Raw genomic sequence first — 23,577 nt, forward strand, 5'->3', positions numbered from 1 at the left:
CAGCCTGCCTGTGCGGCGGGGTGACCTTTTACTTTCATTTATCTTATTTTTACTCTGTTTTACTTAACAAAATCAGTGTAATCGTTTACATCAGTGTGAGCGAGATCGCCGATCACCGGGCAAAACTCCCCTACACTGCATGCGTTATCTGTTTCATGCAGGGAGAGAGAAGAATGCTCAGGGAGATAGTGGCCCGTCAGGACTGGCAGACCCAGGCGATTACCTCGGTGAATCGTCTGCCTGCCCATACCCCCTTGTTCAGCTGGCGCAGCGAGGCCGATGCCCGTGCCGGGCTCCCTTCGCCGTCCCGCATGCTGCTCGATGGCGACTGGCGCTTCTCCTTCTTCGAGGCCCCCGAACTGGTGCCAGAGGCGTGGCTGAGCGGGGATCTGCCCGGTGCGACGCCCATCAGGGTGCCCGGCAACTGGCAACTGCAGGGGTTTGATCGCCCCATCTATACCAACATCAAGTACCCCTTCCCCTGCGATCCGCCCCGGGTGCCGGCCGAGAATCCCACCGGCTGCTATTCCCGCGAGTTTGAACTGCCCGTCGACTGGCTGGCCAGCGGCCAGACCCGCATCATTTTCGATGGGGTGGACAGCGCCTTCCATCTGTTCTGCAACGGCCGCTGGGTCGGTTACTCCCAGGACAGCAGGCTGCCCGCCGAATTCGATCTCGGCGACTTCCTGCAGGCCGGTCCGAACCGGCTGGCCGTGCTGGTGCTGCGCTGGTCCGATGGCTCCTATCTGGAGGATCAGGACATGTGGCGCATGAGCGGCATCTTCCGCTCCGTCAGCCTGCTGCACAAACCCGTGCGCCGGCTGCTGGATGTGCGGCTGACCCCGGTGCTGGACGCCTGTTACCGGGATGCCCGTCTCAAGGTGGCGCTGCAGGTCAATGAGGGCGCAGGGCTGGCGGTGGAGGCCAGGCTCTATTTCGGTGAGGCCATGATCGCCGATCGGCGCCAGCCGCTGGGCACTGGTGCCATCGACGAGAAGGGCACCTACACAGACAGGGCCGAACTGTGGCTGGAGGTAGCGGCGCCGCACAAGTGGAACGCCGAGACGCCGCACCTCTATCGACTGACCCTGACCCTGCTGGACGAGCAGGGCGAACCCATCGAGAGCGAGGCCCATGACGTGGGTTTTCGGGCGGTGGAGATCCGTGGCGGCCTGCTGAGGGTCAACGGTCAGCCCCTGCTCATTCGCGGCGCCAATCGCCACGAACACGATCCCGCCCTGGGCCATGTGGTGACCCCGGCCGCCATGGAGCAGGATCTGCGGCTGATGAAGCAGCACAACTTCAATGCGGTGCGCTGCTCCCACTACCCCAACCATCCCGAGTTCTACCGGCTGTGTGACCGGCTCGGCCTCTACGTGGTGGACGAGGCGAATCTGGAGACCCACGGCATGACCCCCATGGGGCGGCTGGCGCAGGATCCCGCCTGGAGCAGCGCCTTCCTCGAGCGGGTCACCCGCATGGTGGCGCGGGACTTCAACCACCCCAGCATCATCATCTGGTCCCTCGGCAACGAGTCCGGCTATGGCCCGGCCCACGACGCCATGTACCAGTGGGTCAAACGGGCGGATCCGAGTCGCCCGGTCCAGTACGAAGGGGGCGGGGCCGATACCCCGGCCACCGACATCATCTGCCCCATGTATGCCCGTACCCAACAGGATCAACCTTTCCCGGCGGTGCCCAAGTGGGCGCTGGCCAAGTGGATAGGCCTGCCGGAAGAGACCCGGCCGCTGATCCTCTGCGAATATGCCCACGCCATGGGCAACAGCCTGGGGGGCTACGCCCACTACTGGCAGGCGTTTCGCGATCATCCCCGCCTGCAGGGCGGTTTCGTGTGGGATTGGGTGGATCAGGGGCTCGACAAGCAGACCGACGATGGCCGCCATTTCTGGGCCTATGGCGGTGACTTTGGCGATGTTCCCAACGATCGCCAGTTCTGCTGCAACGGCCTGCTGTTCCCGGATCGGACGCCGCATCCCGCCCTGTTCGAGGCGAAACGGGCCCAGCAGCCCTTCGTGCTGACCCTGCAAAGCCAGAAGCCGCTGACGGTGGAGATCGCCAGCGAATACCTGTTCCGCCCCACGGACAACGAAGTGCTGCGCTGGCAGCTGCTGGAGGACTGTGTGGTGCTGAGCCAGGGGGAATGCCCGCTCGCGCTGGCGCCCAGAGGCAGCGTGACGCTGACCCTGCTGGAGCGGCTGCCGGGCTTTGCCGCAGGCTCCCTGGCCTGGCTGGATCTGGCCATAGTGCAGCCCGCTGCCACGGCCTGGGCCGGGGCGGATCACGAGGTGGCGCGCCAGCAATGCATGTTGCCGACCCCTCTGGCCATGCCAGTGACCCGGGCGCCCGCCCCCTTGGGCGAGCAGCCGGACCACTGGCTGGTGCGTGCCGCGGGCAGCGAGTGGCGGCTGGACAAGGCCAGCGGCCGCATCAGCAGCTGGCAGAAACAGGGCCGTGAGCGGCTGCGGGAGGCCATCGCCGATCACTTCTACCGGGCACCGCTCGACAACGACATCGGCACCAGCGAGGCGGATCACGCGGATCCCAACGCCTGGATTGCCCGCTGGCAGGAGGCCGGGCTCAATGATCTGCAGCACCGCTGCCTCGGCCTGGAGGCTAACCCCGATGGGGGGACGCTGGTCGCATCCCACGGCTACTTCGTCGGGGAGTCGCTGCGGCTGCTGACCCGCTGGCATCACAGCTTTGATGCCGACGGCGCCATGGCGCTGCGCATCGAGGTGGAGGTTGCCGCCCACATGCCGTCGTTGCCCCGGATCGGCGCCAGGCTCTGGCTGGTCGACGAGGTCGACGAAGTGAGCTGGCTGGGGCGCGGTCCCCACGAGAACTACCCGGACAGGCTGCTTGCCGCCGACCTCCATCGCTGGCAGTTGCCGCTCGCGGCCCTGCACACCCCCTATGTGTTCCCGACCGACAACGGACTGCGCTGCGATACCCGTGAACTGCAGCTTGGCGAGATTGCCGTCGAGGGCCAGTTTCATTTCAGCGTCAGCCGCTACTGCCAGCAGCAGCTGGCCCAGGCCCGTCATCAGACCGATCTGGTGGCCCGGGGGGGAGTGCACCTCTGTCTGGATGGCTTCCACATGGGGGTAGGGGGCGATGACTCCTGGAGCCAGAGCGTGCGGCCCGAATTCTGGTTGCCGCCTGGAAGTTACAGCTGGAACTGCATTTTTCGCTAGATGGACTAGTCTTGCATGGTAAGGCTTCGAAAGAGGCCTTAACTTACATAACCATTTAATTTTTAACAACATTGCTTCTATGTAACAGAGTGTAAACGTTTTCATTTTGTTGCCATGATCACAGACCGCCATACAACAAACTGATTACATTAGGCTGGCGCCAGTTCAAATGGTGTACAGCATTCCCTACAAAAACAGATATTAGAGATCGGAGCATAACAATGAAAAAACTCACGACAGTTGCCACCTTGCTGATGGGACTGATGGCGGGAGCCCAAGCCCAGGCCGATACCCGTATCGGTGTCACCGTCTACAAGTATGACGACAACTTCATGGCCGTGGTGCGCAAGGCCATCGAGAAGGAAGCGGCAGCCAATCCCGGCGTGGAGCTGCTGATGAATGACTCCCAGAACGACCAGTCCAAGCAGAACGACCAGATCGACGTGCTGCTGGCCAAGGGCGTGAAGGCGCTGGCCATCAACCTGGTTGACCCGGCGGCGGCCCCTGTCGTGATCGAGAAGGCCCGTGCGGACGAGATCCCCGTGGTCTTCTACAACAAGGAACCGAGTGCGGCCGATCTGGCCAGCTATGACAAGGCCTACTACGTGGGTACCGACTCCAAGGAGTCAGGCATCATCCAGGGCCAGCTGATCGCCAAGCACTGGAAGGCACACCCCGAGTGGGATCTGAACAAGGATGGCGTCATCCAGTTCGTGCTGCTGAAGGGCGAACCGGGCCACCCGGATGCGGAAGCCCGCACCACCTACGTCGTCAAGACCCTGAATGACGGCGGTGTCAAGACAGAACAGCTGCACATGGATACCGGCATGTGGGATACCGCCATGGCGAAAGACAAGATGGACGCCTGGATCTCCGGCCCCAACGCCAACAAGATCGAAGTGGTCATCGCCAACAACGACGGCATGGCAATGGGCGCTGTTGAATCCCTGAAAGCCCAGGGCAAGACTGCCATCCCGGTGTTCGGCGTCGATGCCCTGCCGGAAGCCCTGGCCATGGTCAAGAGCGGTGCCATGGCGGGTACAGTGCTGAACGATGCGGCCAACCAGGCCAAGGCCACCTTCGAGCTGACCAAGAACCTGGCTGAAGGCAAGCCGGCCGGTGAAGGCACCAACTGGAAGATCGACAACAAGGTCGTGCGCGTTGCCTACGTGGGCGTAGACAAAGACAACCTGTCCCAATTCGAGTAATTCCTCCCCTCAGGGCAAGGGAGATCCCCTTGCCCTTTTTTCAACCAGATGTGATGGCTGATATGACAACACGGCAACAATCAGAATGGCTGTTGGAGATGATTGACGTCAGTAAGAGCTTTCCTGGCGTCAAGGCACTCGATAATGTCAATTTACGGGTCCGTCCTCATTCTGTGCATGCGTTGATGGGCGAGAATGGCGCAGGGAAGTCCACGCTGCTCAAGTGCCTGTTCGGCATCTACGAGAAGGATCAGGGCAAGATCTTCTTCAAGGGCGAGGAGGTCAACTTCACCTCTTCCAAAGAGGCGCTGGAAAATGGCGTATCCATGGTGCACCAGGAGCTCAACCTGGTACTGCAACGCACCGTGATGGACAACATGTGGCTCGGTCGCTACCCCACCAAGGGGTGGTTCATCGACCACGGCAAGATGTATGACGACACCAAGCGCATCTTCGACGAACTGGACATCGACATCGACCCGCGGGTCAAGGTCGGCACCCTCTCCGTCTCCCAGATGCAGATGATCGAGATCGCCAAGGCATTCTCCTATGACGCCAAGATCGTCATCATGGACGAACCCACCTCCTCCCTGACCGAGAAAGAGGTCAACCACCTCTTCAAGATCATCAACAAGTTGAAGGACAAGGGGTGCGGCATCGTCTACATCTCCCACAAGATGGAAGAGATCTTCCAGCTCTGTGACGAGATCACCATATTGCGGGATGGCCAGTGGGTGGCGACCCAGCCGCTCGAGGGCATGACCATGGATCAGATCATCGGCATGATGGTCGGTCGTGAGTTGACCCAGCGCTTCCCGGAGAAAACCAACCAGCCCAAAGAGGTGATCCTCGAAGTCGAGCACCTGACGGCCAAGAATCAGCCTTCCATCAAGGACGTGAGCTTCAACCTGCACAAGGGGGAGATCCTCGGCATCGCCGGTCTGGTGGGGGCCAAGCGCACCGACATAGTCGAGACCCTGTTCGGCATCCGCGATCACAGCGACGGTGTCATCAAGCTGCACGGCAAGGAGGTCGCCAATCGCAACGCCCATGAGGCGATCCAGAACGGCTTCGCCCTGGTGACCGAGGAGCGCCGCTCCACCGGGATCTACTCCCGTCTCGACATCGCCTTCAACTCCCTGATCGCCAACATGGACAACTACAAGGGATCCATGGGGCTGCTCAGCGACAACAAGATGAAGAGCGATACCCAGTGGGTCATCGACTCCATGCGGGTCAAGACACCGACCCAGCAGACACAGATTGGCTCCCTCTCCGGGGGCAACCAGCAGAAGGTGATCATAGGCCGCTGGCTGCTGACCCAGCCGGAGATCCTGATGCTGGACGAGCCCACCCGCGGCATAGACGTCGGGGCCAAGTTCGAGATCTACCAGCTCATCCTGGAGCTGGCGAAGAAGGACAAGGGGATCATCATCATCTCGTCCGAAATGCCCGAATTGCTGGGGATCACCGACCGCATCATGGTGATGAGCAATGGCCGGGTCGCCGGGATCGTCAATACCAAAGAAACTGACCAGAGCGAGATACTGCGCCTGGCATCTCTGTACCTCTAGAGACAGGAAGACATTTATGGAGTCGGCTAAAAATTTCAATCTGATGCAGGCGCTCAAGGAAAACGCCATCTACCTGGTGCTGCTGGTGCTGCTCATGGTTATCGTGATCCAGGAGCCATCCTTCCTGAGCCTCACCAACCTCAGCAATATCCTGACCCAGTCCTCGGTGCGGGTCATCATAGCGCTGGGGGTGGCGGGCATCATCATCACCCAGGGGACGGATCTCTCGGCCGGTCGTCAGGTCGGTCTGGCGGCGCTGATCGCGGCCACCATGTTGCAGGCCCTGACCAACGTCAACAAGGTGTTCCCCAGTCTGGGTGAAGTGCCCATCCCGGCGGTGATCCTGCTGGTGTGCGCGGTGGGGGCCCTGATCGGTCTGGTCAACGGCCTGATCGTGGCCTACCTGAACGTGACGCCCTTCATCACTACCCTGGGCACCATGATCATCGTCTACGGCATCAACTCGCTGTACTTCGACTCGGTAGGTGCCTCCCCTGTGGCCGGCTTCGACCCCCGCTTCTCCAGCTTCGCCCAGGGCTTTATCCGGATAGGGGGATTCAAGCTCTCCTATCTCACCTTCTATGCGGCCATCGCCAGCGTCTTCGTCTGGGTGCTGTGGAACAAGACCCGTTTTGGCAAGAACATCTTCGCCATCGGCGGCAACCCGGAAGCGGCCAAGGTCTCCGGCGTCAACGTGGCGGTCAACCTGGTGATCATCTATGCCCTGGCCGGTGTCTTCTACGCCTTCGGCGGCATGCTGGAAGCGGGCCGGATCGGCAGCGCCACCAACAACCTCGGCTTCATGTATGAACTCGATGCCATCGCGGCCTGCGTGGTGGGCGGGGTTTCCTTCGCCGGCGGTGTGGGAACTGTCGCGGGTGTGATCACCGGCGTGCTTATCTTCACGCTGATCAACTATGGTTTGACCTACATAGGTGTCAGTCCCTACTGGCAGTTCATCATCAAGGGCGGCATCATCATCCTGGCGGTAGCCCTGGACTCCATGAAGTACGCCAAGAAGAAGTAAGCATTGGCAGGGGGGCCGGGTTATCCCGGCCCTTTCTCTTTGGAGGGATCCAATCCATGGCATTCAAAGTCAAGATCAACGCGCTGCTGCTGCTCGCCATCCTGGTCACCATTGGTACCGCCTGGTTTAGCGTCAACCACTTCATCAGCGGCTACATCCGCACCCAGGCCACCCAGAACATCAACGAGCAGATCACCCTGGTCAAGGAGAAGCTGGCCGGTGACATCAACCAGAAGGTGCTGCTGGCGGCGAACCTCAATCTCGGGGTGACCAGCGTCAAGAAGGCGCTGCAGGAGACCGGCTTTCACAACATCGTCAAGCTGATCGGCGACATGGCATTCGACGTGAACGGGGTCATAGACGACAAGGCCAGGGTCGAGGCTCTGCGCAAGCTGATCCCCGCCGCCAATAACCAGATCACCGTCAGCCCGCTGGAGCAGCTGGACGGCAAGCCGGTCATCTCCATCCTGGTGCCGCGCGGTGCCGATTCCGCCTACCTCTACTACCTGGACATGAGCGAGTTCAAGGCGCTGCTGGAGAAGGTGAGCGGGGAGGGGCGCTACTTCTCCCTGAGCGACAGTCAGGGCCAGGTGCTCTACAGCAGCAAGCCACAGGGGGAGAGCGAGTCTCGCCCCAACCAGCTGGATATCCGTGGCAGTCAGTGGACCCTGACCGGTTACGTGGATCTCGATTACATCCGGTCCATGACCCGGTCCCTCAACGGCCAGATCATCATGGCGCTGTTCGGCGTGGCGATAGTGGTGATGGTGCTGGCAATGCTGGCGCTCAATGTGGCCTATAGGCCCATCCTCTCCCTGCGGGATCTGGTGCTGGAGCTCTCTCGCGGCAGCGGCGATCTGACCCGCCGGTTGACGGTGACCAGCACGGACGATCTCGGCCAGATCTCGGCGGGCATCAACCGCTTCATCGAGCGGCTGCAGGAGATGATGGGAGAAGTACGGGAAGCCAGCGGCCAGCTCAACAGCGGCATCGAGGGGCTGGCCAGTCAGACGGGCTCCGCTCAGGGGCTGCTGGCGGATCATGTGCGGGAGACCGAACAGGTGGTCACCGCCATCAACGAGATGAGCCGCACCGCGGTCTCGGTATCGGAGAGCGCCGCCAGCACGGCCCAGCTCACCGGCCAGAGCCAGCAGCTTGCGAGCCAGTCGCGCCGGGTGGTGGACCAGGCCATGGCCAGCGTGACCGCCCTGGTGACCGAGGTGGAGACCACGGCCCACTCCATCACCGCCATGCAGCAGGATGTGCAGCAGATAGGTTCCATCCTGGGGGTCATCGGCGGCATCGCCGAGCAGACCAACCTGCTGGCCCTCAACGCCGCCATCGAGGCAGCCCGGGCCGGTGAGCAGGGGCGCGGGTTTGCGGTGGTGGCCGACGAGGTACGCTCCCTGGCGGGCCGTACCCAGAAGAGCACGGCAGAGATCCAGACCATGCTGACCCGGTTGCAGCGGGGCACCCAGACCGTGGTGGCGGCCATGGGCAACACCCGGCAGAGCTGTCAGGATGCGGCAGAGAACACCAGCAAGGTGAATGCGTCGCTGGATCTGATGGCGGGGGAAGTGGTGGAGATCAACGATCTCATCAGCCACATCGCCACGGCGGCGGAGCAGCAGAGCGCGGTTGCCGAAGAGATCAACCGCAACATGAGCGCCATCGCCGAGGTGATCACCCAGCTCAAGGGTAATGGCGAGCGGACGGTGGAGAGTTCGACCTCGATGCAGCACACCTATGACAGGCTGCGGGAGATAGTGGGGCACTTCCGGCTGGAATAAGGTCGGTTGGACTGGTGATGGGCACCCTGGCCGCCGTGGTCAGGGTGACAGCGCGCCGGGAAAGCGTGAAAAACGCCCAAAAAAGATGGGGGCGACTTGCGTCGCCCCCGATAGTCTTATCGCTCATATCCTTGAACGAAGTTGCTCCCTGCAATCCCTGACTATACCTCTTCCTTTAGGTTTCCCCTTCCCAATCCTTTGGGGTGTCCTTTAGCCATCATGGCCTGACGAGTCATCCGTTCCCGTCGCACTTTCTCCGTCCTGGGAGGTGTCCTTTACCACATCCTGTGGTGAGTCCATTTGCCCAACCCTGGCAGCCAGTCTTCCTGACCGACTTCATTGCGTCCGTGCAGGAGTAACTATAAGGATTTCCCGGGGGACGACAACGGCATGTTGAAAAACGTTTTTTCCAAACTCGTTTCTCGAGAAATGATAATGATGTTATTTCTTTTTAGATCAATATCTTGTGCTTTTTTAAGTGCGGTTTTTTGCGCCTATCTTCCGACTATGGCGAGAATTTTTGAGGCGCTTGGCTTACACCTGTCATGGCGAATGTCTCACAGCTCGTTTAACTGAGGTTCAGAAAAGTCACCAGGGTCAGAGTCGATCGCGGATAGGCGAGTCGGGGCCGGCAGCATCCAGGGGCAGGGCTACCTGTGCCAGGGCGGGTTGAGGGGGGAACATGGAGGGTTGCATGGGGTTGCTGGCCGGAAGCGGCTAACAGGAGCTGGCTATCGGGGGAGGGGTATACCGGTGTGGGGAGCTGACAAGCCAGGAGGAGGGATCCTCCCCCTGGGGGCAGTATCAGTGGTGCTGCTGACCGCCATACCATTGGCACAGATAGGCGGGGATCAGCATCTGGGGGGCCTGGTCAACATGGCACACCACCAGCGGCATGGCGGGGGCGCCCTGGGCCTGAACCAGGGCCGGTGTCATGGGCAGAACCAGGGCGACCAGCAGAAACAGCGACTTGATCTTCATGGTTATCTCCTTGGTGATAGAAAATAGCGTGATCTTGATCACTTTCTGAGTTAAGGCGAACCAGGGAGCGGCGCAAGGCGGCGCAATAAATTCAACTAATGAAAAAACTTTAAAACCCGGATGCAATGGCGCTGGTGAGAAAAGCATCGCTAGGATGCGCTCAGAATGCATATCCATATAAAGGAGATGCGATGAGTACCACCACACGGAGGGCTGTCCGTGCGGGTTGGCGCCGATGCCATGATCTGGGACAAGAGATGGATTATTCAGATGAAGGGATGCGGATGACTATTTATGTGACGAGGGGAGGGAGTATTTATGAGGATAAATGCATGGATGAACGCATAAAATTCAAACAAAAAATAAAATGCAGCTATGCTCATGTTTTTATTGGTTATTTATAATTGCGAATATCCATTTATAGATATCGCGCATGAATGAAAACGCTATCTTGGCGAAATAAAAGCTGTCTTTATTGCGTGAAAATGCGGTCAGCATTAATGGGTAAATGTCATTTATGTAAACTCCATCATAAATTAACTCCTGATTTTATTCAGTCTCGAGTGAATGTGATCAATGTCTAAGTTTGCAGTGATTGCTAGTCCTAACCTCTGTCACGAAAGGCAAGGGCAGGATAGAGCACAAGCTGAATACCCTACATAAAGAATATCCCGCCTTAGCCACGAGCCAGAATAGAAGGAATCTATTCAATCACTCGCAGGGACCACTGCTAGACGGAATATAATCATGAGCAAATTTTATGTAGGTTCTGAAGTTGGCCAATTGCGCCGCGTCATGCTGCACCGCCCCAACCTCAGTCTGAAGCGTCTGACCCCTTCCAACTGCCAGGATCTGCTGTTCGACGATGTCCTGTCCGTTGAACGTGCCGGTCAGGAGCACGACAAATTCGCTCAGGTACTGCGCGATCAGAATGTCGAAGTCTTCCTGCTGACCAACCTGCTGGCCGAAACCCTGGATGTGCCGGAAGCCAAAGCCTGGCTGCTGCAACATCAGGTCTCCGATTATCGCCTCGGCACCGCCCTGGCCAATGACGTGCGCTGCTTCCTGGCGGACATGCCGCACCGCGAGCTGGCACGCATCCTCTCCGGTGGCCTGACCTACTCAGAGATGCCCTACAGCGGCGTCAACATGGTGGTCGGCATGCACGCCCCGACCGACTTCATCATAGAGCCGCTGCCCAACCACCTCTTCACCCGTGACACCTCCTGCTGGGTCTATGGCGGCGTCTCCATCAACCCCATGGCCAAGGCCGCCCGTCGCCGCGAGACCAACCATGTGAAGGCCATCTACCGCTGGCACCCGCAGTTTGCCGGCCAGGACTTCATCAAGTACTTCGGTGACGAGGATCGCGACTACGACAACTCCACCATCGAAGGGGGCGACGTCCTGGTCATCGGCCGTGGCGCCGTGCTGATCGGCATGTCCGAGCGCACCACGCCGCAAGGGGTGGAGCACCTGGCCCGCGGCCTGTTCAAGCACGGTCAGGCCAAGCAGGTCATCGCCATGCAACTGCCGAAACACCGCAGCTGCATGCACCTGGACACCGTCATGACCCACATGGACATAGACACCTTCTCCGTCTATCCGGAGGTCATCCGCAAGGACGTGAACTGCTGGAGCCTGACCCCGGGCGGCGCCACCGGCATGAACATCAAGGAAGAGGGCTACTTCGTCACCGCCATCGAGAAGGCGCTGGGCGTGGATCAGCTCAAGCTCATCACCACAGGCGGTGACAGCTTCGAGGCCGAGCGCGAGCAGTGGAATGACGCCAACAACGTGCTGACAGTACGCCCCGGCGTGGTGGTGGGCTACGAGCGCAACACCTACACCAACGAGAAGTACGACAAGGCCGGCATCACAGTGCTGCCCATCCCGGGTGAAGAGCTGGGACGTGGCCGCGGCGGCGCCCGCTGCATGAGCTGCCCGATGGAACGTGACGGCATCTGACAAGACGGCGTGGCGCCGGCAGAGGCTGGCGCCACACATACCAAGACTCGAGAGTAACACTCATGAAAAAACCAACTGTCGTCGTCGCCCTGGGTGGCAATGCCCTGCTCCGTCGTGGCGAGCCCCTCGAAGCTGACATCCAGCGCAAGAACATAGCGACCGCCGCCAAGACCATCGCCCGGATCGCCGAGGATTACAACGTGGTGCTGGTGCACGGCAACGGCCCGCAAGTCGGCCTGCTGGCCCTGCAGAACAGCGCCTACACCAAGGTCTCCCCCTATCCCCTGGATGTGCTGGGCGCCGAGTCCCAGGGCATGATCGGCTACATGCTGATCCAGGAGCTCAAGAACCTGATGCCGAGCCGCAACGTCACCGCGCTGCTGACCCAGGTGCAGGTCGACCCCAAGGATCCGGCGTTTGCCAATCCGACCAAGTTCATCGGCCCCGTCTATGAGGAAGCCGAAGCCCGCGCCCTGGCTGCCGAGAAGCAGTGGAGCGTCAAGGCAGACGGCAAGTTCTTCCGCCGTGTGGTGCCGTCCCCGCTGCCCCAGCGCATCGTCGAAGGCGACGCCATCGAAACCCTGATCGCCCAGGGCCACCTCATCATCTGTACCGGTGGTGGCGGCATTCCGGTGACCTGGGATGGCCACTGCCTGACCGGCATCGAAGCCGTCATCGACAAGGACATGTCTGCCGCCTACCTGGCCAAGCAGATCAAGGCCGATGCCCTGCTGATCCTGACCGATGCCGATGCCGTCTACCTGGATTGGGGCAAGCCGACCCAGCACCCGCTGCGGGTCACCAGCCCGGCCGAGCTGGCTGGGGTCAAGTTCGATGCCGGCTCCATGGGGCCCAAGGTCGAAGCCTCCTGCGAATTCGTCAAGGCAACCGGCGGCATGGTCGGCATAGGTTCCCTGGAAGATGGCCTCGCCATCCTCAAGGGGGAAGCCGGCACCAATATAGTCGCCACCCATACCGTGAATGCTTGAGTCGTTGAATCACTGCGTAGTTAACAACACTGCCCGAATTGGTCTGACACAAATATAGAGAGAACTCATCATGGCTTTTAATCTGCGTAACCGTAACTTCCTGAAACTGCTGGACTTCACCCCGCGCGAAATCCAATACATGATCGATCTGGCCATCGACCTGAAAAAAGCCAAATACGGTGGCTATGAGCGCAAGCACCTCACCGGCAAGAACATTGCCCTGATCTTCGAGAAGACCTCCACCCGTACCCGCTGCGCCTTTGAAGTGGCGGCTTTCGACCAGGGCGCCCAGGTCTCCTACCTCGGCCCAAGCGGTTCCCAGATCGGTCACAAGGAGTCCATGAAGGACACCGCCCGTGTACTGGGTCGCATGTATGACGGCATCGAATACCGTGGCTTCGGTCAGGAGATCGTCGAAGAGCTGGGCGCCCATGCCGGTGTACCGGTCTGGAACGGTCTGACCAACGAATTCCACCCGACCCAGATCCTGGCCGACTTCATGACCATGCTGGAGCACGGCAAGGGCAAGCGCCTGGATCAGATCAAGTTCGCCTACCTGGGCGACGCCCGCAACAACATGGGCAACTCCCTGATGGTCGGTGCCGCCAAGATGGGCATGGACATCCGCCTGGTTGCCCCCAAGGCCTTCTGGCCGGAAGAGGAGCTGGTTGCCAAGTGCCGCCAGATCGCCGAAGAGACAGGTGCGCGCATTCACCTGACCGAAGACGTGAAAGAGGGTGTGCTGGGTGCCGACTTCCTCTATACCGACGTCTGGGTCTCCATGGGTGAAGCGAAGGAAGCCTGGGACCAACGGGTCAAGCTGATGACCCCCTATCAGGTCAACATGGACGTCATCAACGCCACCAAGAACCCGGATGTGAAGTTCATGCACTGCCTGCCGGCGTTCCACAACGACGAGACCACCATGGGCAAGGAAGTGGCCGACAAATATGGCATGAAGGGTCTGGAAGTGACCGAGGACGTGTTCGAATCCGAGCACAGCATCGTGTTCGACGAGGCCGAAAACCGGATGCACACCATCAAGGCAGTGATGGTTGCTACGCTGGGCGACTGAGGTCGCAGTAGTGGTGCCGGGGGGGGACCCCCGGCTTTTCGACCATGTGACGGCGGCATAATACCTCTAACCCTACGACCCGCAGATACATGGATACCACACCCACAGAAGGAAGCTGGACCATGACCAAATTCAAGTTCCCGTCAGCCTACACCATATTGTTTGTGCTGATCGCCCTGGTGGCCGCCCTGAGCTGGATAGTGCCGGCCGGCAAATACGACATGGTAATGAATGAAGCCCTCGGCAAGGAAGTGCCGGTGGCAGGCACCTACAAGCTGGTGGATGCCAATCCCCAGGGGATCGTCGACGTGCTGCTGGCACCCATCGACGGCCTCTACAACCACGACACCTATGAGGCAGGCGCCATCGACGTCTCCCTCTTCATCCTGATCATCGGCGGCTTCCTTGGCATAGTGACCAAGACAGGTGCCATCGATGCCGGTATCGAGCGCGTCACCGATCGTCTGCGTGGCCGCGAGGAGTGGATGATCCCCATCCTGATGGCGTTGTTCGCCGCAGGGGGCACCATCTACGGCATGGCGGAAGAGTCGCTGCCCTTCTACACCCTGCTGGTGCCCGTGATGATGGCCGCCCGCTTCGACCCTGTGGTCGCCGCCGCGACCGTGCTGCTGGGGGCCGGTATCGGTACCCTGGGTTCCACCATCAACCCGTTCGCCACCGTGATTGCCGCCAACGCGGCCGGCATCTCCTTCACCGACGGCATCTGGCTGCGGGTCGCCATGCTGGTGGCCGGCTGGCTGCTGTGCGTCGCCTATGTGATGCGTTACGCCAAGATGGTGCGCAGCGACCCCAGCAAGTCCCTGGTGGCCGACAAGTGGGAGGAGAACCGTGCCCACTTCCTCGGCAACAAGAGCGATCAGATGCTGGAGTTCACTCTGACTCGCAAGATAGTGCTGGGTATCTTCGTCGCCGCCTTCGCCGTGATGATCTACGGGGTGGCCGTGCTCGGCTGGTGGATGGCGCAGATCTCCGGCGTCTTCCTGGCCGCCGCCATCATAGTCGGCCTCATCTCCCGCATGAGCGAGGAGGAGCTGACCTCCAACTTCATCGACGGTGCCCGTGACCTGCTCGGCGTGGCCCTCATCATAGGTATCGCCCGCGGTATCGTGGTGGTGATGGACAACGGCATGATCACCCACACCATCTTGAACAGTGCGGAAGGCATAGTGACCGGCCTCTCCACAGTGGTGTTCATCAACGTGATGTTCGTGCTGGAGGTGGTGCTCTCCTTCCTGGTGCCGTCCTCCTCCGGTCTGGCGGTGCTGACCATGCCGATCATGGCGCCCCTTGCCGACTTCGCCAACGTGGGTCGCGAGCTGGTGGTGACCGCTTACCAGTCCGCCTCCGGTCTGGTGAACCTGGTGACCCCGACCTCCGCCGTGGTCATGGGAGGCCTGGCCATCGCCAAGGTGCCCTATGTGCGCTGGCTGAAGTGGGTGGCTCCGCTGCTCGGTATCCTGACCGTGCTGATCGTAGTCTGCCTGAGCCTGGGAGCCGTGCTCTCCTGAGGGATGACAAGCAAGATGCAACGGGAGCCTGCGGGCTCCCGTTTTTTTATGGTCAGGATGACAGGCAACAAAAAGGCGACCCAGGGGTCGCCTTGCTGCATGCGGGCTTGGCTTAGCGCGCCTGCTCCAGGGTGCGCACCACGGCGGCATGGGCCTGACGGGTGCGGCTGATGTGGCGCGGGGCGATCAGCACCACGTCGTTGCCGGCCACGGCCCCCAGGATCTCGGGATCGGCGTGGCGATCCAGCAAACGGGCCACCACGGTCGCGGCCCCCGGGGTGGTGTGCACCAGCACCATCTGCTGGTTGTGCACCACGGCGCGCACCATGTCGTGCACGGAGCGGGTGCTGCCGGCGGGTTCCAGCTGCTCGTCAACCAGGGTGTAGACCTTCTTGCCGTTGGCATTCTGGGCCTTGGCGACGCCGAGGCGGCGCAGCAGGCGGGAGATGGTGGACTGGCTGATGTCGGCGAAGCCGCGCTCCGCCAGCTCACGGCGGATCTCTTCCTGGGTGCTGTAGCAGTGCTGGCCGATGATCTGGCGGCAGGCATCGAGCTGGGCCAGGTCGGACTCCTGTTCCGGGGGGCGACTGAGGGTCTTGACCATGGCGACTTCCTTTGACGATGACAGATGGCTATGGCGCTCAGTCTGTCACGCCTGTTTTTCATAGCGAAAAACACTGATGACGAGCATTTCGGTAGGTGATGAGCGATGTCTAGCCGTTGCGAGATGGCAAATTATAACCAAAGGGGGAATAAGTGATGTGACAGGGGTCAAAAATGGGCCCGATAGGGCCCACATGGGTATCAATTGCAGGCGGAAAATCAGTAGCGTTCGCTGACGATGTCCTGGGTGAAGGATTTCTCGCAGTATTTGCACTTCATGCGCACCGCGCCCTTCACTTCGCGCACCCGGAAGTAGCTGTCCACCGGCTCGTTGTGGGAGATGCAGTTGGAGTTGGGGCAGTGGAACACCCCGGCGATGAACTCCGGCAGCTTCAGTTGGTGCTTCTTCACCACGGCGAAGTCTTCGATGATGTTGACGGTCGCGGTCGGGGCAAACAGCGCGAGCTGGTTGGCCTGCTGCTCGGTCAGCCGGGTGTTCTCTATCTTGATGAGATCCTTCTTGCCCAGGGCGCCGGATTTCAGGTTGAAGCCGACGGTGATCCGCTCCTGGGTCTCGATCAGCTGGAACAGCTTGAGGATCTTGATGCCCTGGCCGGCGGGGACGTGGTCGATGACGGAGCCGTGACGGATGGCTTCGACTTGCAGTTGGTTCTTCTCGGACATGATGTTCCCCTTTTCCCTTAGACGGTTTCGTTCAGTACCAGTGCCAGCAGCGCCTGGCGTGCATAGACCCCGTTTTCCGCCTGCTGGAAGTAGTAGGCGTGGGGGGTCTTGTCGACGGCGACCTCGATCTCGTCGACCCGGGGCAGGGGATGCAGGATCTTCATGGTGGGCTTGGCCCCTTCCAGGGTCGCCAGCTCCAGCACGAACTTGGCGGCCATGTGCTTGTACTCTGTCTCGTCGAAGCGCTCTTTCTGGACCCGGGTCATGTAGAGGATGTCCAGCTCCGGCATCACCTCTTCCATGGTCTCGTGGACGCTGAACTGAATGCCCTTCTCCTCTAGCTCTTCGCAGAGGTAGTCCGGCATCGCCAGGGCTTCCGGGGAGATGAAGAAGAAGCGGCAGTTGAACAGGCTCAGGGCCTGGGCCAGGGAGTGGACGGTGCGGCCGTATTTCAGGTCACCGACGAAGGCCACGTTGAGGCCGTCCAGCTTGCCTTGGGTCTCATGGATGGAGAAGAGATCGAGCAGGGTCTGGGTCGGATGCTGGTTGGAGCCGTCACCGCCGTTGATGACAGGCACCCGGGAGAACTCGGAGGCCAGACGGGCGGCGCCCTCCTTGGGGTGGCGCATCACCACGGCATCGGCATAGGAGCCGATGATCTTGATGGAGTCGGCCAGGGTCTCGCCCTTCTTGGCGCTGGTGTTGCCGCCGTCGGCGAAGCCGATGATGTTGCCGCCGAGGCGCTGTACCGCGGTCTCGAAGGAGAGACGGGTGCGGGTGGAGGCCTCGAAGAAGCAGCTGGCGACCAGCTTGTCTTTCAGCAGGCGGGTGTCGGGTTCGGCCTTCAACCGCTGTGCGGTGGCGACCACCAGTTCCATGTCGGACCGGGTCAGGTCCGAGATGGAGATGACGTGTTTGTTATAGAGTGGATTGGTCATCGTCTGCATTCCCTTTGACATCAATGAAGGTTTTTCTGGCACAAAAAAAAGCCCCTGAAACAGGGGCTCTTTTTAAAAACAACTGGGGATCTGTGGGTCGGAAACCGGAAACAACGGGGCCGCTCTGGTGCGCTCCACCCGTTTGCAAGGCTGCTTTTTTCATCAAAAACGGCATCGTCCTGTCCCGACCTTTTTCAAAACCGGACAGATTATAGGGCTGGTTTTTGAATTGTCAAAAATTTATTTCAGAGGCAGGATTTGCCGGTAAAAACGTTTGAGTGTCGCGAACGGGTCGACAAATCCAGACCTGGTGCTCGGGCTGCAGCGGCAGGCCGTCTTCGGCCATGCTGCGCAGATAGCCGAGCCTGTGGTGCCCCTCCAGCAGGCAATATGGCTGCGGCAGGGGTTGGCCATCTGGGTAGCAGGCACCGGGCTCGGGGGCGAGCACTATGATGGGCTCGGACCAGGTGCCCCGGCTCAGCATGTCCTCGCCGAGCCAGGAGCGGCGCACATAGCGGTTGCTGCGCAGCATCTGCCCCCAGCGCTCGATCACCTCCATGTGGCGGGAGCCTATCTGGTTCACGACCTGGGCCGTGTCCCAGGCTTCGCACTCGAAGTGGTGGCGGGCGAGGTCGATAAAGCTCCAGTTGGACTCAAAACCGCGCCAATGGCGGTAAATCCATTGGGTCAGCACATTTTGGGGAATGAAGGGCACCAGGGGAGAGACCCGCTCGAGATAGTCTGGCAGGGACTCGGTTTTGCGCTCATCCCGGAAGTTGAGGGGCGCAAGTTGTTGAAGCAGGCGGTAATTGAGCATGAACGACCTCCCTGTAGCTGGTTTCACCCTACCCCCATTTATGCCCCATTCCTACCCCGGCGGGACTGCAAATACAGCAAGTTACCCCGGCTGGTTGCTGGAATTGCCGCGATTTGCTCGTGAATTGTTCGATCGCATCGAAAGTGAGAAAAAAAGCCTTTACCTTTGATCCCGGCTTTGTATAATTCGCCTCGTTTGTTGCAGGGGCGTAGTTCCAATTGGTAGAACAGCGGTCTCCAAAACCGATGGTTGCGGGTTCGAGTCCTGCCGCCCCTGCCATTTTCAGAAAGGCCAGCTCATTGAGCTGGCCTTTCGCATTTCTGCGATCCTCCACCCTTGTCCCTGTCCCTTGTTTATCTCTTTATCCTTGATGGTTTGAATCGATATAGCCGTTGTTGTCGGTTGCTCGTGGTTCGTATCTGACGGCTTGCTCCCGGGTTAGCCTTGTGTCTGGCTGCGACGGGGTTGATTCTCCAGGTAAATCGAATGGAGAGTCTGTCTATCATAGTTTCAAGCTATGACGCCGATACTCGGAACAAAATTCACGGTTCCTTCTTGTCTGGCCATAATCGAGCGCCCGGCCACTTTAAGGCCGCCAGCATCAAGGAGATCCCATGTCCCCCCGCTTTAATGAATGGCGTCAGCCTCTGCAACTGGGCAAGACCAGCCTGAACCTGGCCACCATCGGCCGCACTGGTCTGCGTGCTCCCGTCGTCTTCCTGCACGGCTTTGGTTCCACCAAGGAGGATTACGCCGACTTCGTCCATCATCCCGAGTTTGACGATCGCCCTTTCCTGGCTTGGGATGCGCCCGGTTGCGGCGCTACTGCGATAGATGACCCGGCGCAGATCGATCTGCCTCTGCTGGTGGAGACGGCCGTGAAGATGATAGACAGCAGGGGATTTACACGCTTTCACTTGGTAGGGCACTCCATGGGGGGGCTCACCGGCTTGCTGCTGGCACATCTCCAGCCGGAGCGGGTGCTCAGCTTCACCAGCATAGAGGGCAACCTGGCTCCGGAGGACTGCTTCCTGAGTCGCCAGGTGCACGAGCATCCGGCAGAGGGGGACGAGGCTTTCTTCGCCGCGTTTATCGAACGGATCCGCCAGGGGCGAGATTTATCGAGCACTCTCTATGCTTCATCCCTGCGTCACAAGGTACGCACCGAGGCGGTGCGCCCCATCTTCCGCTCCATGGTGACGTGCTCGGATGAGGGGGCATTGCTTGACAAGTTTCTGGGACTGCCTTGCCCGGTTCACTTCATGTATGGAGAGCAGAATGCCCATCTCTCCTACCTCGGCAAGTTGGCACAGGAGGGGGCTCGCTTGACCTCAATCCCCCATTGCGGCCACTTCCCCATGTATTCCAACCCGGTACTGATGTGGTGGGCGTTGGCCGACTTCTTCAACGAGAGTGAACGCATCCTGAACTAATTTGCCCGCGACCGGTTTGGCGCAGCGAGAACTGTGCCATCAAGCCGTTCAGCTACTCAGCAACACTATGGCGAGTATCCCGAAGGCGAGGGCGCTGATACGGTTGATCCAGCGCCCACCTTTCCCTTGTAACCAGCGGCGCGCCTTGCGGGCCGAGAGGATGTAGCCGCCGTGCACCAGGATCATCAGCAGGCAGAAGCTGGTGACCAGCAACAGAAACTGGGGCAGGTAGTTGCGTTCGCGATCGATAAACTGGGGAAGCACGGAGAGGAAGAAAATGAGGGCGTTGGGGTTGGCAAACTGCAGCAAGAGTCCTTCGACGAAGAGGTGGTGGCGCTGAGTCGGGGCTACCTCGGCCAGTGGCGCGGGCACGCTGCGCCACAGTTTCACGCCAAGCCAGGCGAGATAGAGGACGCCGCCATAGCGTACCAGTTCAAAGGTGGTCGGGGAGGCGGCGATGAGCACACCCAGGCTGCTGGCTGACAGGGTGGCAACCGCGAGCACGCCGCAGGTGAGGCCTGCCATGCCGACCAGGGCCGGACCCAGCCCGTGATTGAGGGCGTTGGTGAGGGACTTGAGGGTACTGGGGCCCGGGCTCAGTATGGTCAGGGCCGCCATGGCGAGAAACATCAGGTAGAGGTGCACATTTGCTCCGATACGGGTGACAGGGACGGGCGTATTGTTCAGCGCGCTTGTTCATACGTAAAATCCAAAGAACGTAATGAGACGATTCGTACAGGCTATCAACCATGATCAACTTCAGACTTGTGCGACATCTGTGGCTATTTCTGGCGGTGGCCGAGGAGCGACACTTTGGGCGTGCCGCCCGCCGCCTCGGCATGACTCAACCTCCTCTGACCGAGCAGATCAAGGTGCTCGAGCATGCCCTGCGGGTGAAGCTGTTTGATCGTACCCCCAAGGGCGTGCAGCTTACGCCAGCAGGGCAGGCGATCCTGCCTGCGGTGCGGCGCCTGGCCGATCACCTGGATCACCTGGAGTTGGCGGTGCGGGAGGCGGCATCGGGTCAGGTGGGGCTGCTGACCATAGGGGCCATCACTTCCGCCATGCTCGACGAGTTGCCCAGGGTGATCGAGCGACTCAAGGTAAGCCACCCAGGGGTCACTGTCTCGGTGCGGGAGATAGACAGTGCCGACGCCATTCCTGCACTGGAAAGCGGTGAGCTGGATCTGGCCTTGGTGAGGCTGGCCGGACGGGATGAAGGAAGTATCCGGGTGCACCCCCTCAAGCAGGATCGGCTGGCGGTGGCCCTGCCAGTCACCCACGCGCTGGCAGGGGAAGCATCTGTCCCCCTTGCTGCCCTGGCAGAGGAGCCCTTCGTGCTGTTCCCGCGCTCCCTCAATCCGACCTACTTCGATACCCTGATGGCCTGCTGCCACGAAGCGGGATTTGCCCCCAGGGTGCTGCACGAGGCGCGCACCGTGGCCTCCCAGGTGGCCTTCGTCGGTTGTGGACAAGGAGTGGCCCTGGTGCCGGAGACACTGCACAAGAGCGCACCTGCCAACGTTGTCATTCGACCGCTGGCGGGGGAGGTGCAGGTGGTGACCACTGCGCTGGCCTGGCACAGGGAGCGGCCCCCCGCGCTGCTGGGCTTGTTGTTGACCGAGCTGGCCGGACAGTCGTCCGCTCCCAGTCACCATCACCCCTGAACGGCGGAGGGCGCCTGAAGGAGGAGAGAGGAGGCGAGGATCTTGTGATTTTCGTGACCCACAGCAGCTCCTGTTGCCGAAAATAAGAAAATTGAGGTGATTCACTAAAGTCCAGTGGTGCTGCCGCCGATATCCCTACCAATATGGGGGTATTCCTGGCCTCCTGTCACCACAAGGATTTGTAGTCATGACACTCTCGTTGCGCGGCAAGCTGCTCGCGACCAGCCTGGGGGTAGTGCTGCTGATGGCTGCCCTGCTCGGTATCGTCGCCTTCCACACCCTCAAAACACGGACTCTTGACGCCATCCAGAGCGAGGCGGTCAACTACGGTCACGCCCACTCGGTGGCCATCGGCAACTGGATGGCGGATCGCAAGCACGCGGTCGATGCCCTGGCCGCCGTCATTGCCGACAATCCCCAGGCGACCCTGGTGCCGCACCTGCTGCAGACCCGCACCTCCGGCGGCTTCGGCCTCACCTATTTCGGTTCGGCGCAGGGGGCCATGACCCGCCACGATCCCTCCCTCAACACCGCCAACTACGACCCCAGGGTGCGCCCCTGGTATCAGAGCGCCAGCAAGGCGGGCAAGCTGATCGTCACGCCTCCCTACGTCAGCGTGACCATGCAGCAGATGGTGGTGACCCTGGCGGAGCCGGTGAGTCATCAGGGTCAGGTGATCGGGGTGGCGGGGGCGGATCTCTCCCTGGATGCCCTGATCGACGAGGTGCTGGCCATGAAGGTGCAGGGGGAGGGCTACGCCATGCTGCTGGACAGCTCCGGCCTCATCGTCGGCCACCCGCAGAAGGAGCTGGCCCTGAAACAGGTGGCCGAGCTGGCCCCCGGCCTCACCGGGGCGACCCTGGAGGACTGGAGCCGGGACGGCGAGCTGCACGTCGCCACCATAGCGGGGCGTGAGGTGCTGCTGTCGGTGCAGGGGGTGCCAGGCACCGACTGGCTGCTCGCCATGGTGATGTACAAGGATGTGCTGGAGGCGCCCTTCGCCAGCCTGCTGTGGCAGCTGGTGGGGCTGACCCTGGTGCTGTTGCTGGTGTTCAGCGCCCTGCTCATCGCCATGTTCAACTACCTCTTTGCCGATCTCGGCCGGGTCTCCAAGGCGCTGGCCGACATCGCCCACGGCGAGGGGGATCTCACCGTGCAGATCGCGGCCCACAGCAAGGACGAGGTGGGGCTGCTGGCCCAGAACTTCAACCTGTTCGTGGCCAGGTTGCACGGCATCGTCAGCCGGTTGCGGGACGTCACCGTCGAACTGGCGGCCCAGTCGCGGACCCAGGCGGCGGGGGCAGAGGCTCGCAGCCAGCGGGTGCGAGAGCAGCAGGACGAGATCGTCATGGTGGCGACAGCGGTGACCGAGATGGCGTCCGCCACCCAGGAGATCGCCGGCAACGCCGAGTTTGCCGCCACCACCTCCGGCGATGCGGTCAGGCTGGCCGTGGCCGGTCAGTCCCAGGTCGGCCAGAGCCAGCGCAGCATCAGCGGCCTGGCGGGGGAGGTGGCCGACGCCAGCCAGACCATTCATGAGCTGGATGGTCATGCTCAGAAGATCAGCGGCATCCTGGCCACCATCAGCGGCATCGCCGAGCAGACCAACCTGCTGGCACTGAACGCCGCCATCGAGGCGGCTCGGGCCGGGGAGCAGGGGCGCGGCTTCGCCGTGGTGGCGGACGAGGTGCGGGTGCTGTCGCGCCGCACCCACGACTCCACCGCCGAGATCCAGCAGATGATCGAGGCCCTGCAGCAGACCACGCGCCGCGCCGTGGGGGGCATGGAGACCAGCCGCCAGCTGGCGGGCACCAGCGTGGAGGATGCGGAGGCCGCCAACCAGAGCCTGGCGCGGATCAACGAGGCCATAGGTGCCATCAGCGACATGGCGACCCAGATAGCGGCAGCCGCCGAGGAGCAGACCTCGGTCACCGGCGAGATCAGCCGCAACACAGAGAACATCCGCCACGTCTCCCAGACGCTGGCGGCGCAGGCGAAGGAGGAAGCCACCCAGGCCGCCGAGCTCAAGTCCCTGACCGAGCGGCTGGAGCAGGAGATAGGACGCTTCCGACTCTGATC

Annotated in this window: 19 protein-coding genes and 1 tRNA gene; 14 read left to right on the top strand and 6 right to left on the bottom strand. The window is 61.0% G+C overall.

Features of this window, described 5'->3' with window-relative positions; translation table 11 throughout:
* The first annotated feature begins 173 nt into the window (after positions 1–173).
* From ACWPWQ_RS05015 to ACWPWQ_RS05035, 5 genes are all read left to right on the top strand, one after another.
* Complete coding sequence (locus ACWPWQ_RS05015; RefSeq protein ID WP_454009155.1) at positions 174–3,215, top strand: beta-galactosidase; 3,042 nt, start codon at positions 174–176, stop codon at positions 3,213–3,215.
* A gap of 221 nt (positions 3,216–3,436) precedes the next feature.
* Positions 3,437–4,423, top strand: coding sequence for a galactose/glucose ABC transporter substrate-binding protein MglB (mglB, locus tag ACWPWQ_RS05020; RefSeq protein WP_025328672.1), 987 nt, complete (start codon positions 3,437–3,439; stop codon positions 4,421–4,423).
* A gap of 53 nt (positions 4,424–4,476) precedes the next feature.
* Positions 4,477–5,997: a galactose/methyl galactoside ABC transporter ATP-binding protein MglA gene (mglA, locus tag ACWPWQ_RS05025; protein ID WP_202047625.1), complete on the top strand. Its 1,521-nt coding sequence runs from the start codon at positions 4,477–4,479 to the stop codon at positions 5,995–5,997.
* 16 nt (positions 5,998–6,013) lie between these two features.
* The gene (mglC, locus tag ACWPWQ_RS05030; protein WP_041206572.1) at positions 6,014–7,024 is read left to right on the top strand and encodes a galactose/methyl galactoside ABC transporter permease MglC; all 1,011 of its coding nucleotides are present in this window, start codon (positions 6,014–6,016) and stop codon (positions 7,022–7,024) included.
* Positions 7,025–7,080: 56 nt separating this feature from the next.
* Positions 7,081–8,814: a methyl-accepting chemotaxis protein gene (locus ACWPWQ_RS05035; RefSeq protein WP_454009156.1), complete on the top strand. Its 1,734-nt coding sequence runs from the start codon at positions 7,081–7,083 to the stop codon at positions 8,812–8,814.
* Positions 8,815–9,618: 804 nt separating this feature from the next.
* On the opposite strand, the gene ACWPWQ_RS05040 is transcribed toward ACWPWQ_RS05035, so the two are convergent.
* Positions 9,619–9,795: a hypothetical protein gene (locus ACWPWQ_RS05040; RefSeq protein ID WP_139437965.1), complete on the bottom strand. Its 177-nt coding sequence runs from the start codon at positions 9,793–9,795 to the stop codon at positions 9,619–9,621.
* 191 nt (positions 9,796–9,986) lie between these two features.
* Here ACWPWQ_RS05040 and ACWPWQ_RS05045 point away from each other — a divergent pair, with 191 nt between their 5' ends.
* The 5 genes from ACWPWQ_RS05045 (at position 9,987) to ACWPWQ_RS05065 (ending at position 15,356) form a co-directional block, all read left to right on the top strand.
* The gene (locus ACWPWQ_RS05045) at positions 9,987–10,199 is read left to right on the top strand and encodes a hypothetical protein (protein WP_454009157.1); all 213 of its coding nucleotides are present in this window, start codon (positions 9,987–9,989) and stop codon (positions 10,197–10,199) included.
* 343 nt (positions 10,200–10,542) lie between these two features.
* Positions 10,543–11,763: an arginine deiminase gene (arcA, locus tag ACWPWQ_RS05050; RefSeq protein ID WP_025328667.1), complete on the top strand. Its 1,221-nt coding sequence runs from the start codon at positions 10,543–10,545 to the stop codon at positions 11,761–11,763.
* A 62-nt stretch (positions 11,764–11,825) separates the two neighbouring features.
* On the top strand, positions 11,826–12,752 hold the full coding sequence (gene arcC / locus ACWPWQ_RS05055; protein WP_043128648.1) for a carbamate kinase: 927 nt from the start codon (positions 11,826–11,828) through the stop codon (positions 12,750–12,752).
* Between the two features lie 70 nt (positions 12,753–12,822).
* Positions 12,823–13,827 carry an ornithine carbamoyltransferase gene (gene argF, locus ACWPWQ_RS05060; protein WP_202047623.1) on the top strand — a complete coding sequence of 335 codons (1,005 nt, stop codon included), beginning with the start codon at positions 12,823–12,825 and terminating at the stop codon, positions 13,825–13,827.
* A 122-nt stretch (positions 13,828–13,949) separates the two neighbouring features.
* Positions 13,950–15,356: a YfcC family protein gene (locus ACWPWQ_RS05065; protein ID WP_454009158.1), complete on the top strand. Its 1,407-nt coding sequence runs from the start codon at positions 13,950–13,952 to the stop codon at positions 15,354–15,356.
* Positions 15,357–15,468: 112 nt separating this feature from the next.
* Here the strand turns inward: ACWPWQ_RS05065 and ACWPWQ_RS05070 are convergent, their stop codons facing one another.
* From ACWPWQ_RS05070 to ACWPWQ_RS05085, 4 genes are all read right to left on the bottom strand, one after another.
* Complete coding sequence (locus ACWPWQ_RS05070) at positions 15,469–15,960, bottom strand: arginine repressor (RefSeq protein WP_025328663.1); 492 nt, start codon at positions 15,958–15,960, stop codon at positions 15,469–15,471.
* Positions 15,961–16,178: 218 nt separating this feature from the next.
* Positions 16,179–16,643 carry an aspartate carbamoyltransferase regulatory subunit gene (gene pyrI, locus ACWPWQ_RS05075; RefSeq protein WP_005324452.1) on the bottom strand — a complete coding sequence of 155 codons (465 nt, stop codon included), beginning with the start codon at positions 16,641–16,643 and terminating at the stop codon, positions 16,179–16,181.
* A gap of 17 nt (positions 16,644–16,660) precedes the next feature.
* Positions 16,661–17,581, bottom strand: coding sequence for an aspartate carbamoyltransferase (gene pyrB, locus ACWPWQ_RS05080; RefSeq protein ID WP_005324450.1), 921 nt, complete (start codon positions 17,579–17,581; stop codon positions 16,661–16,663).
* A 232-nt stretch (positions 17,582–17,813) separates the two neighbouring features.
* Positions 17,814–18,398: a hypothetical protein gene (locus ACWPWQ_RS05085; protein WP_454009159.1), complete on the bottom strand. Its 585-nt coding sequence runs from the start codon at positions 18,396–18,398 to the stop codon at positions 17,814–17,816.
* A gap of 202 nt (positions 18,399–18,600) precedes the next feature.
* Between ACWPWQ_RS05085 and ACWPWQ_RS05090 the strand changes: the two genes are divergently transcribed.
* Both ACWPWQ_RS05090 and ACWPWQ_RS05095 read left to right on the top strand, forming a co-directional pair.
* A tRNA-Trp gene (locus ACWPWQ_RS05090) sits at positions 18,601–18,677 on the top strand.
* Positions 18,678–19,012: 335 nt separating this feature from the next.
* Positions 19,013–19,831, top strand: a complete 819-nt coding sequence (locus tag ACWPWQ_RS05095; protein WP_454009160.1) for an alpha/beta fold hydrolase — start codon at positions 19,013–19,015, stop codon at positions 19,829–19,831.
* A 48-nt stretch (positions 19,832–19,879) separates the two neighbouring features.
* On the opposite strand, the gene ACWPWQ_RS05100 is transcribed toward ACWPWQ_RS05095, so the two are convergent.
* Positions 19,880–20,476, bottom strand: a complete 597-nt coding sequence (locus ACWPWQ_RS05100) for a LysE family translocator (RefSeq protein ID WP_454009161.1) — start codon at positions 20,474–20,476, stop codon at positions 19,880–19,882.
* 104 nt (positions 20,477–20,580) lie between these two features.
* Here ACWPWQ_RS05100 and ACWPWQ_RS05105 point away from each other — a divergent pair, with 104 nt between their 5' ends.
* On the top strand, positions 20,581–21,498 hold the full coding sequence (locus ACWPWQ_RS05105) for a LysR family transcriptional regulator (protein WP_454009162.1): 918 nt from the start codon (positions 20,581–20,583) through the stop codon (positions 21,496–21,498).
* A 187-nt stretch (positions 21,499–21,685) separates the two neighbouring features.
* Entirely contained in the window at positions 21,686–23,575 is a 1,890-nt protein-coding gene (locus tag ACWPWQ_RS05110; protein WP_454009163.1) for a methyl-accepting chemotaxis protein, read from the top strand.
* Positions 23,576–23,577: the final 2 nt, after the last annotated feature.

The organism is Aeromonas sp. Marseille-Q7275, from assembly GCF_965119515.1.

What these genes read in the sequence shown, in the direction of transcription:
- ACWPWQ_RS05015 (WP_454009155.1), top strand. Translation starts at nt 174, where the DNA reads ATGCTCAGGGAGATAGTGGCCCGTCAGGACTGGCAGACCCAGGCGATT.
- mglB (WP_025328672.1), top strand. Translation starts at nt 3,437, where the DNA reads ATGAAAAAACTCACGACAGTTGCCACCTTGCTGATGGGACTGATGGCG.
- mglA (WP_202047625.1), top strand. Translation starts at nt 4,477, where the DNA reads ATGGCTGATATGACAACACGGCAACAATCAGAATGGCTGTTGGAGATG.
- mglC (WP_041206572.1), top strand. Translation starts at nt 6,014, where the DNA reads ATGGAGTCGGCTAAAAATTTCAATCTGATGCAGGCGCTCAAGGAAAAC.
- ACWPWQ_RS05035 (WP_454009156.1), top strand. Translation starts at nt 7,081, where the DNA reads ATGGCATTCAAAGTCAAGATCAACGCGCTGCTGCTGCTCGCCATCCTG.
- ACWPWQ_RS05040 (WP_139437965.1), bottom strand. Translation starts at nt 9,795, where the DNA reads ATGAAGATCAAGTCGCTGTTTCTGCTGGTCGCCCTGGTTCTGCCCATG.
- ACWPWQ_RS05045 (WP_454009157.1), top strand. Translation starts at nt 9,987, where the DNA reads ATGAGTACCACCACACGGAGGGCTGTCCGTGCGGGTTGGCGCCGATGC.
- arcA (WP_025328667.1), top strand. Translation starts at nt 10,543, where the DNA reads ATGAGCAAATTTTATGTAGGTTCTGAAGTTGGCCAATTGCGCCGCGTC.
- arcC (WP_043128648.1), top strand. Translation starts at nt 11,826, where the DNA reads ATGAAAAAACCAACTGTCGTCGTCGCCCTGGGTGGCAATGCCCTGCTC.
- argF (WP_202047623.1), top strand. Translation starts at nt 12,823, where the DNA reads ATGGCTTTTAATCTGCGTAACCGTAACTTCCTGAAACTGCTGGACTTC.
- ACWPWQ_RS05065 (WP_454009158.1), top strand. Translation starts at nt 13,950, where the DNA reads ATGACCAAATTCAAGTTCCCGTCAGCCTACACCATATTGTTTGTGCTG.
- ACWPWQ_RS05070 (WP_025328663.1), bottom strand. Translation starts at nt 15,960, where the DNA reads ATGGTCAAGACCCTCAGTCGCCCCCCGGAACAGGAGTCCGACCTGGCC.
- pyrI (WP_005324452.1), bottom strand. Translation starts at nt 16,643, where the DNA reads ATGTCCGAGAAGAACCAACTGCAAGTCGAAGCCATCCGTCACGGCTCC.
- pyrB (WP_005324450.1), bottom strand. Translation starts at nt 17,581, where the DNA reads ATGACCAATCCACTCTATAACAAACACGTCATCTCCATCTCGGACCTG.
- ACWPWQ_RS05085 (WP_454009159.1), bottom strand. Translation starts at nt 18,398, where the DNA reads ATGCTCAATTACCGCCTGCTTCAACAACTTGCGCCCCTCAACTTCCGG.
- ACWPWQ_RS05095 (WP_454009160.1), top strand. Translation starts at nt 19,013, where the DNA reads ATGTCCCCCCGCTTTAATGAATGGCGTCAGCCTCTGCAACTGGGCAAG.
- ACWPWQ_RS05105 (WP_454009162.1), top strand. Translation starts at nt 20,581, where the DNA reads ATGATCAACTTCAGACTTGTGCGACATCTGTGGCTATTTCTGGCGGTG.
- ACWPWQ_RS05110 (WP_454009163.1), top strand. Translation starts at nt 21,686, where the DNA reads ATGACACTCTCGTTGCGCGGCAAGCTGCTCGCGACCAGCCTGGGGGTA.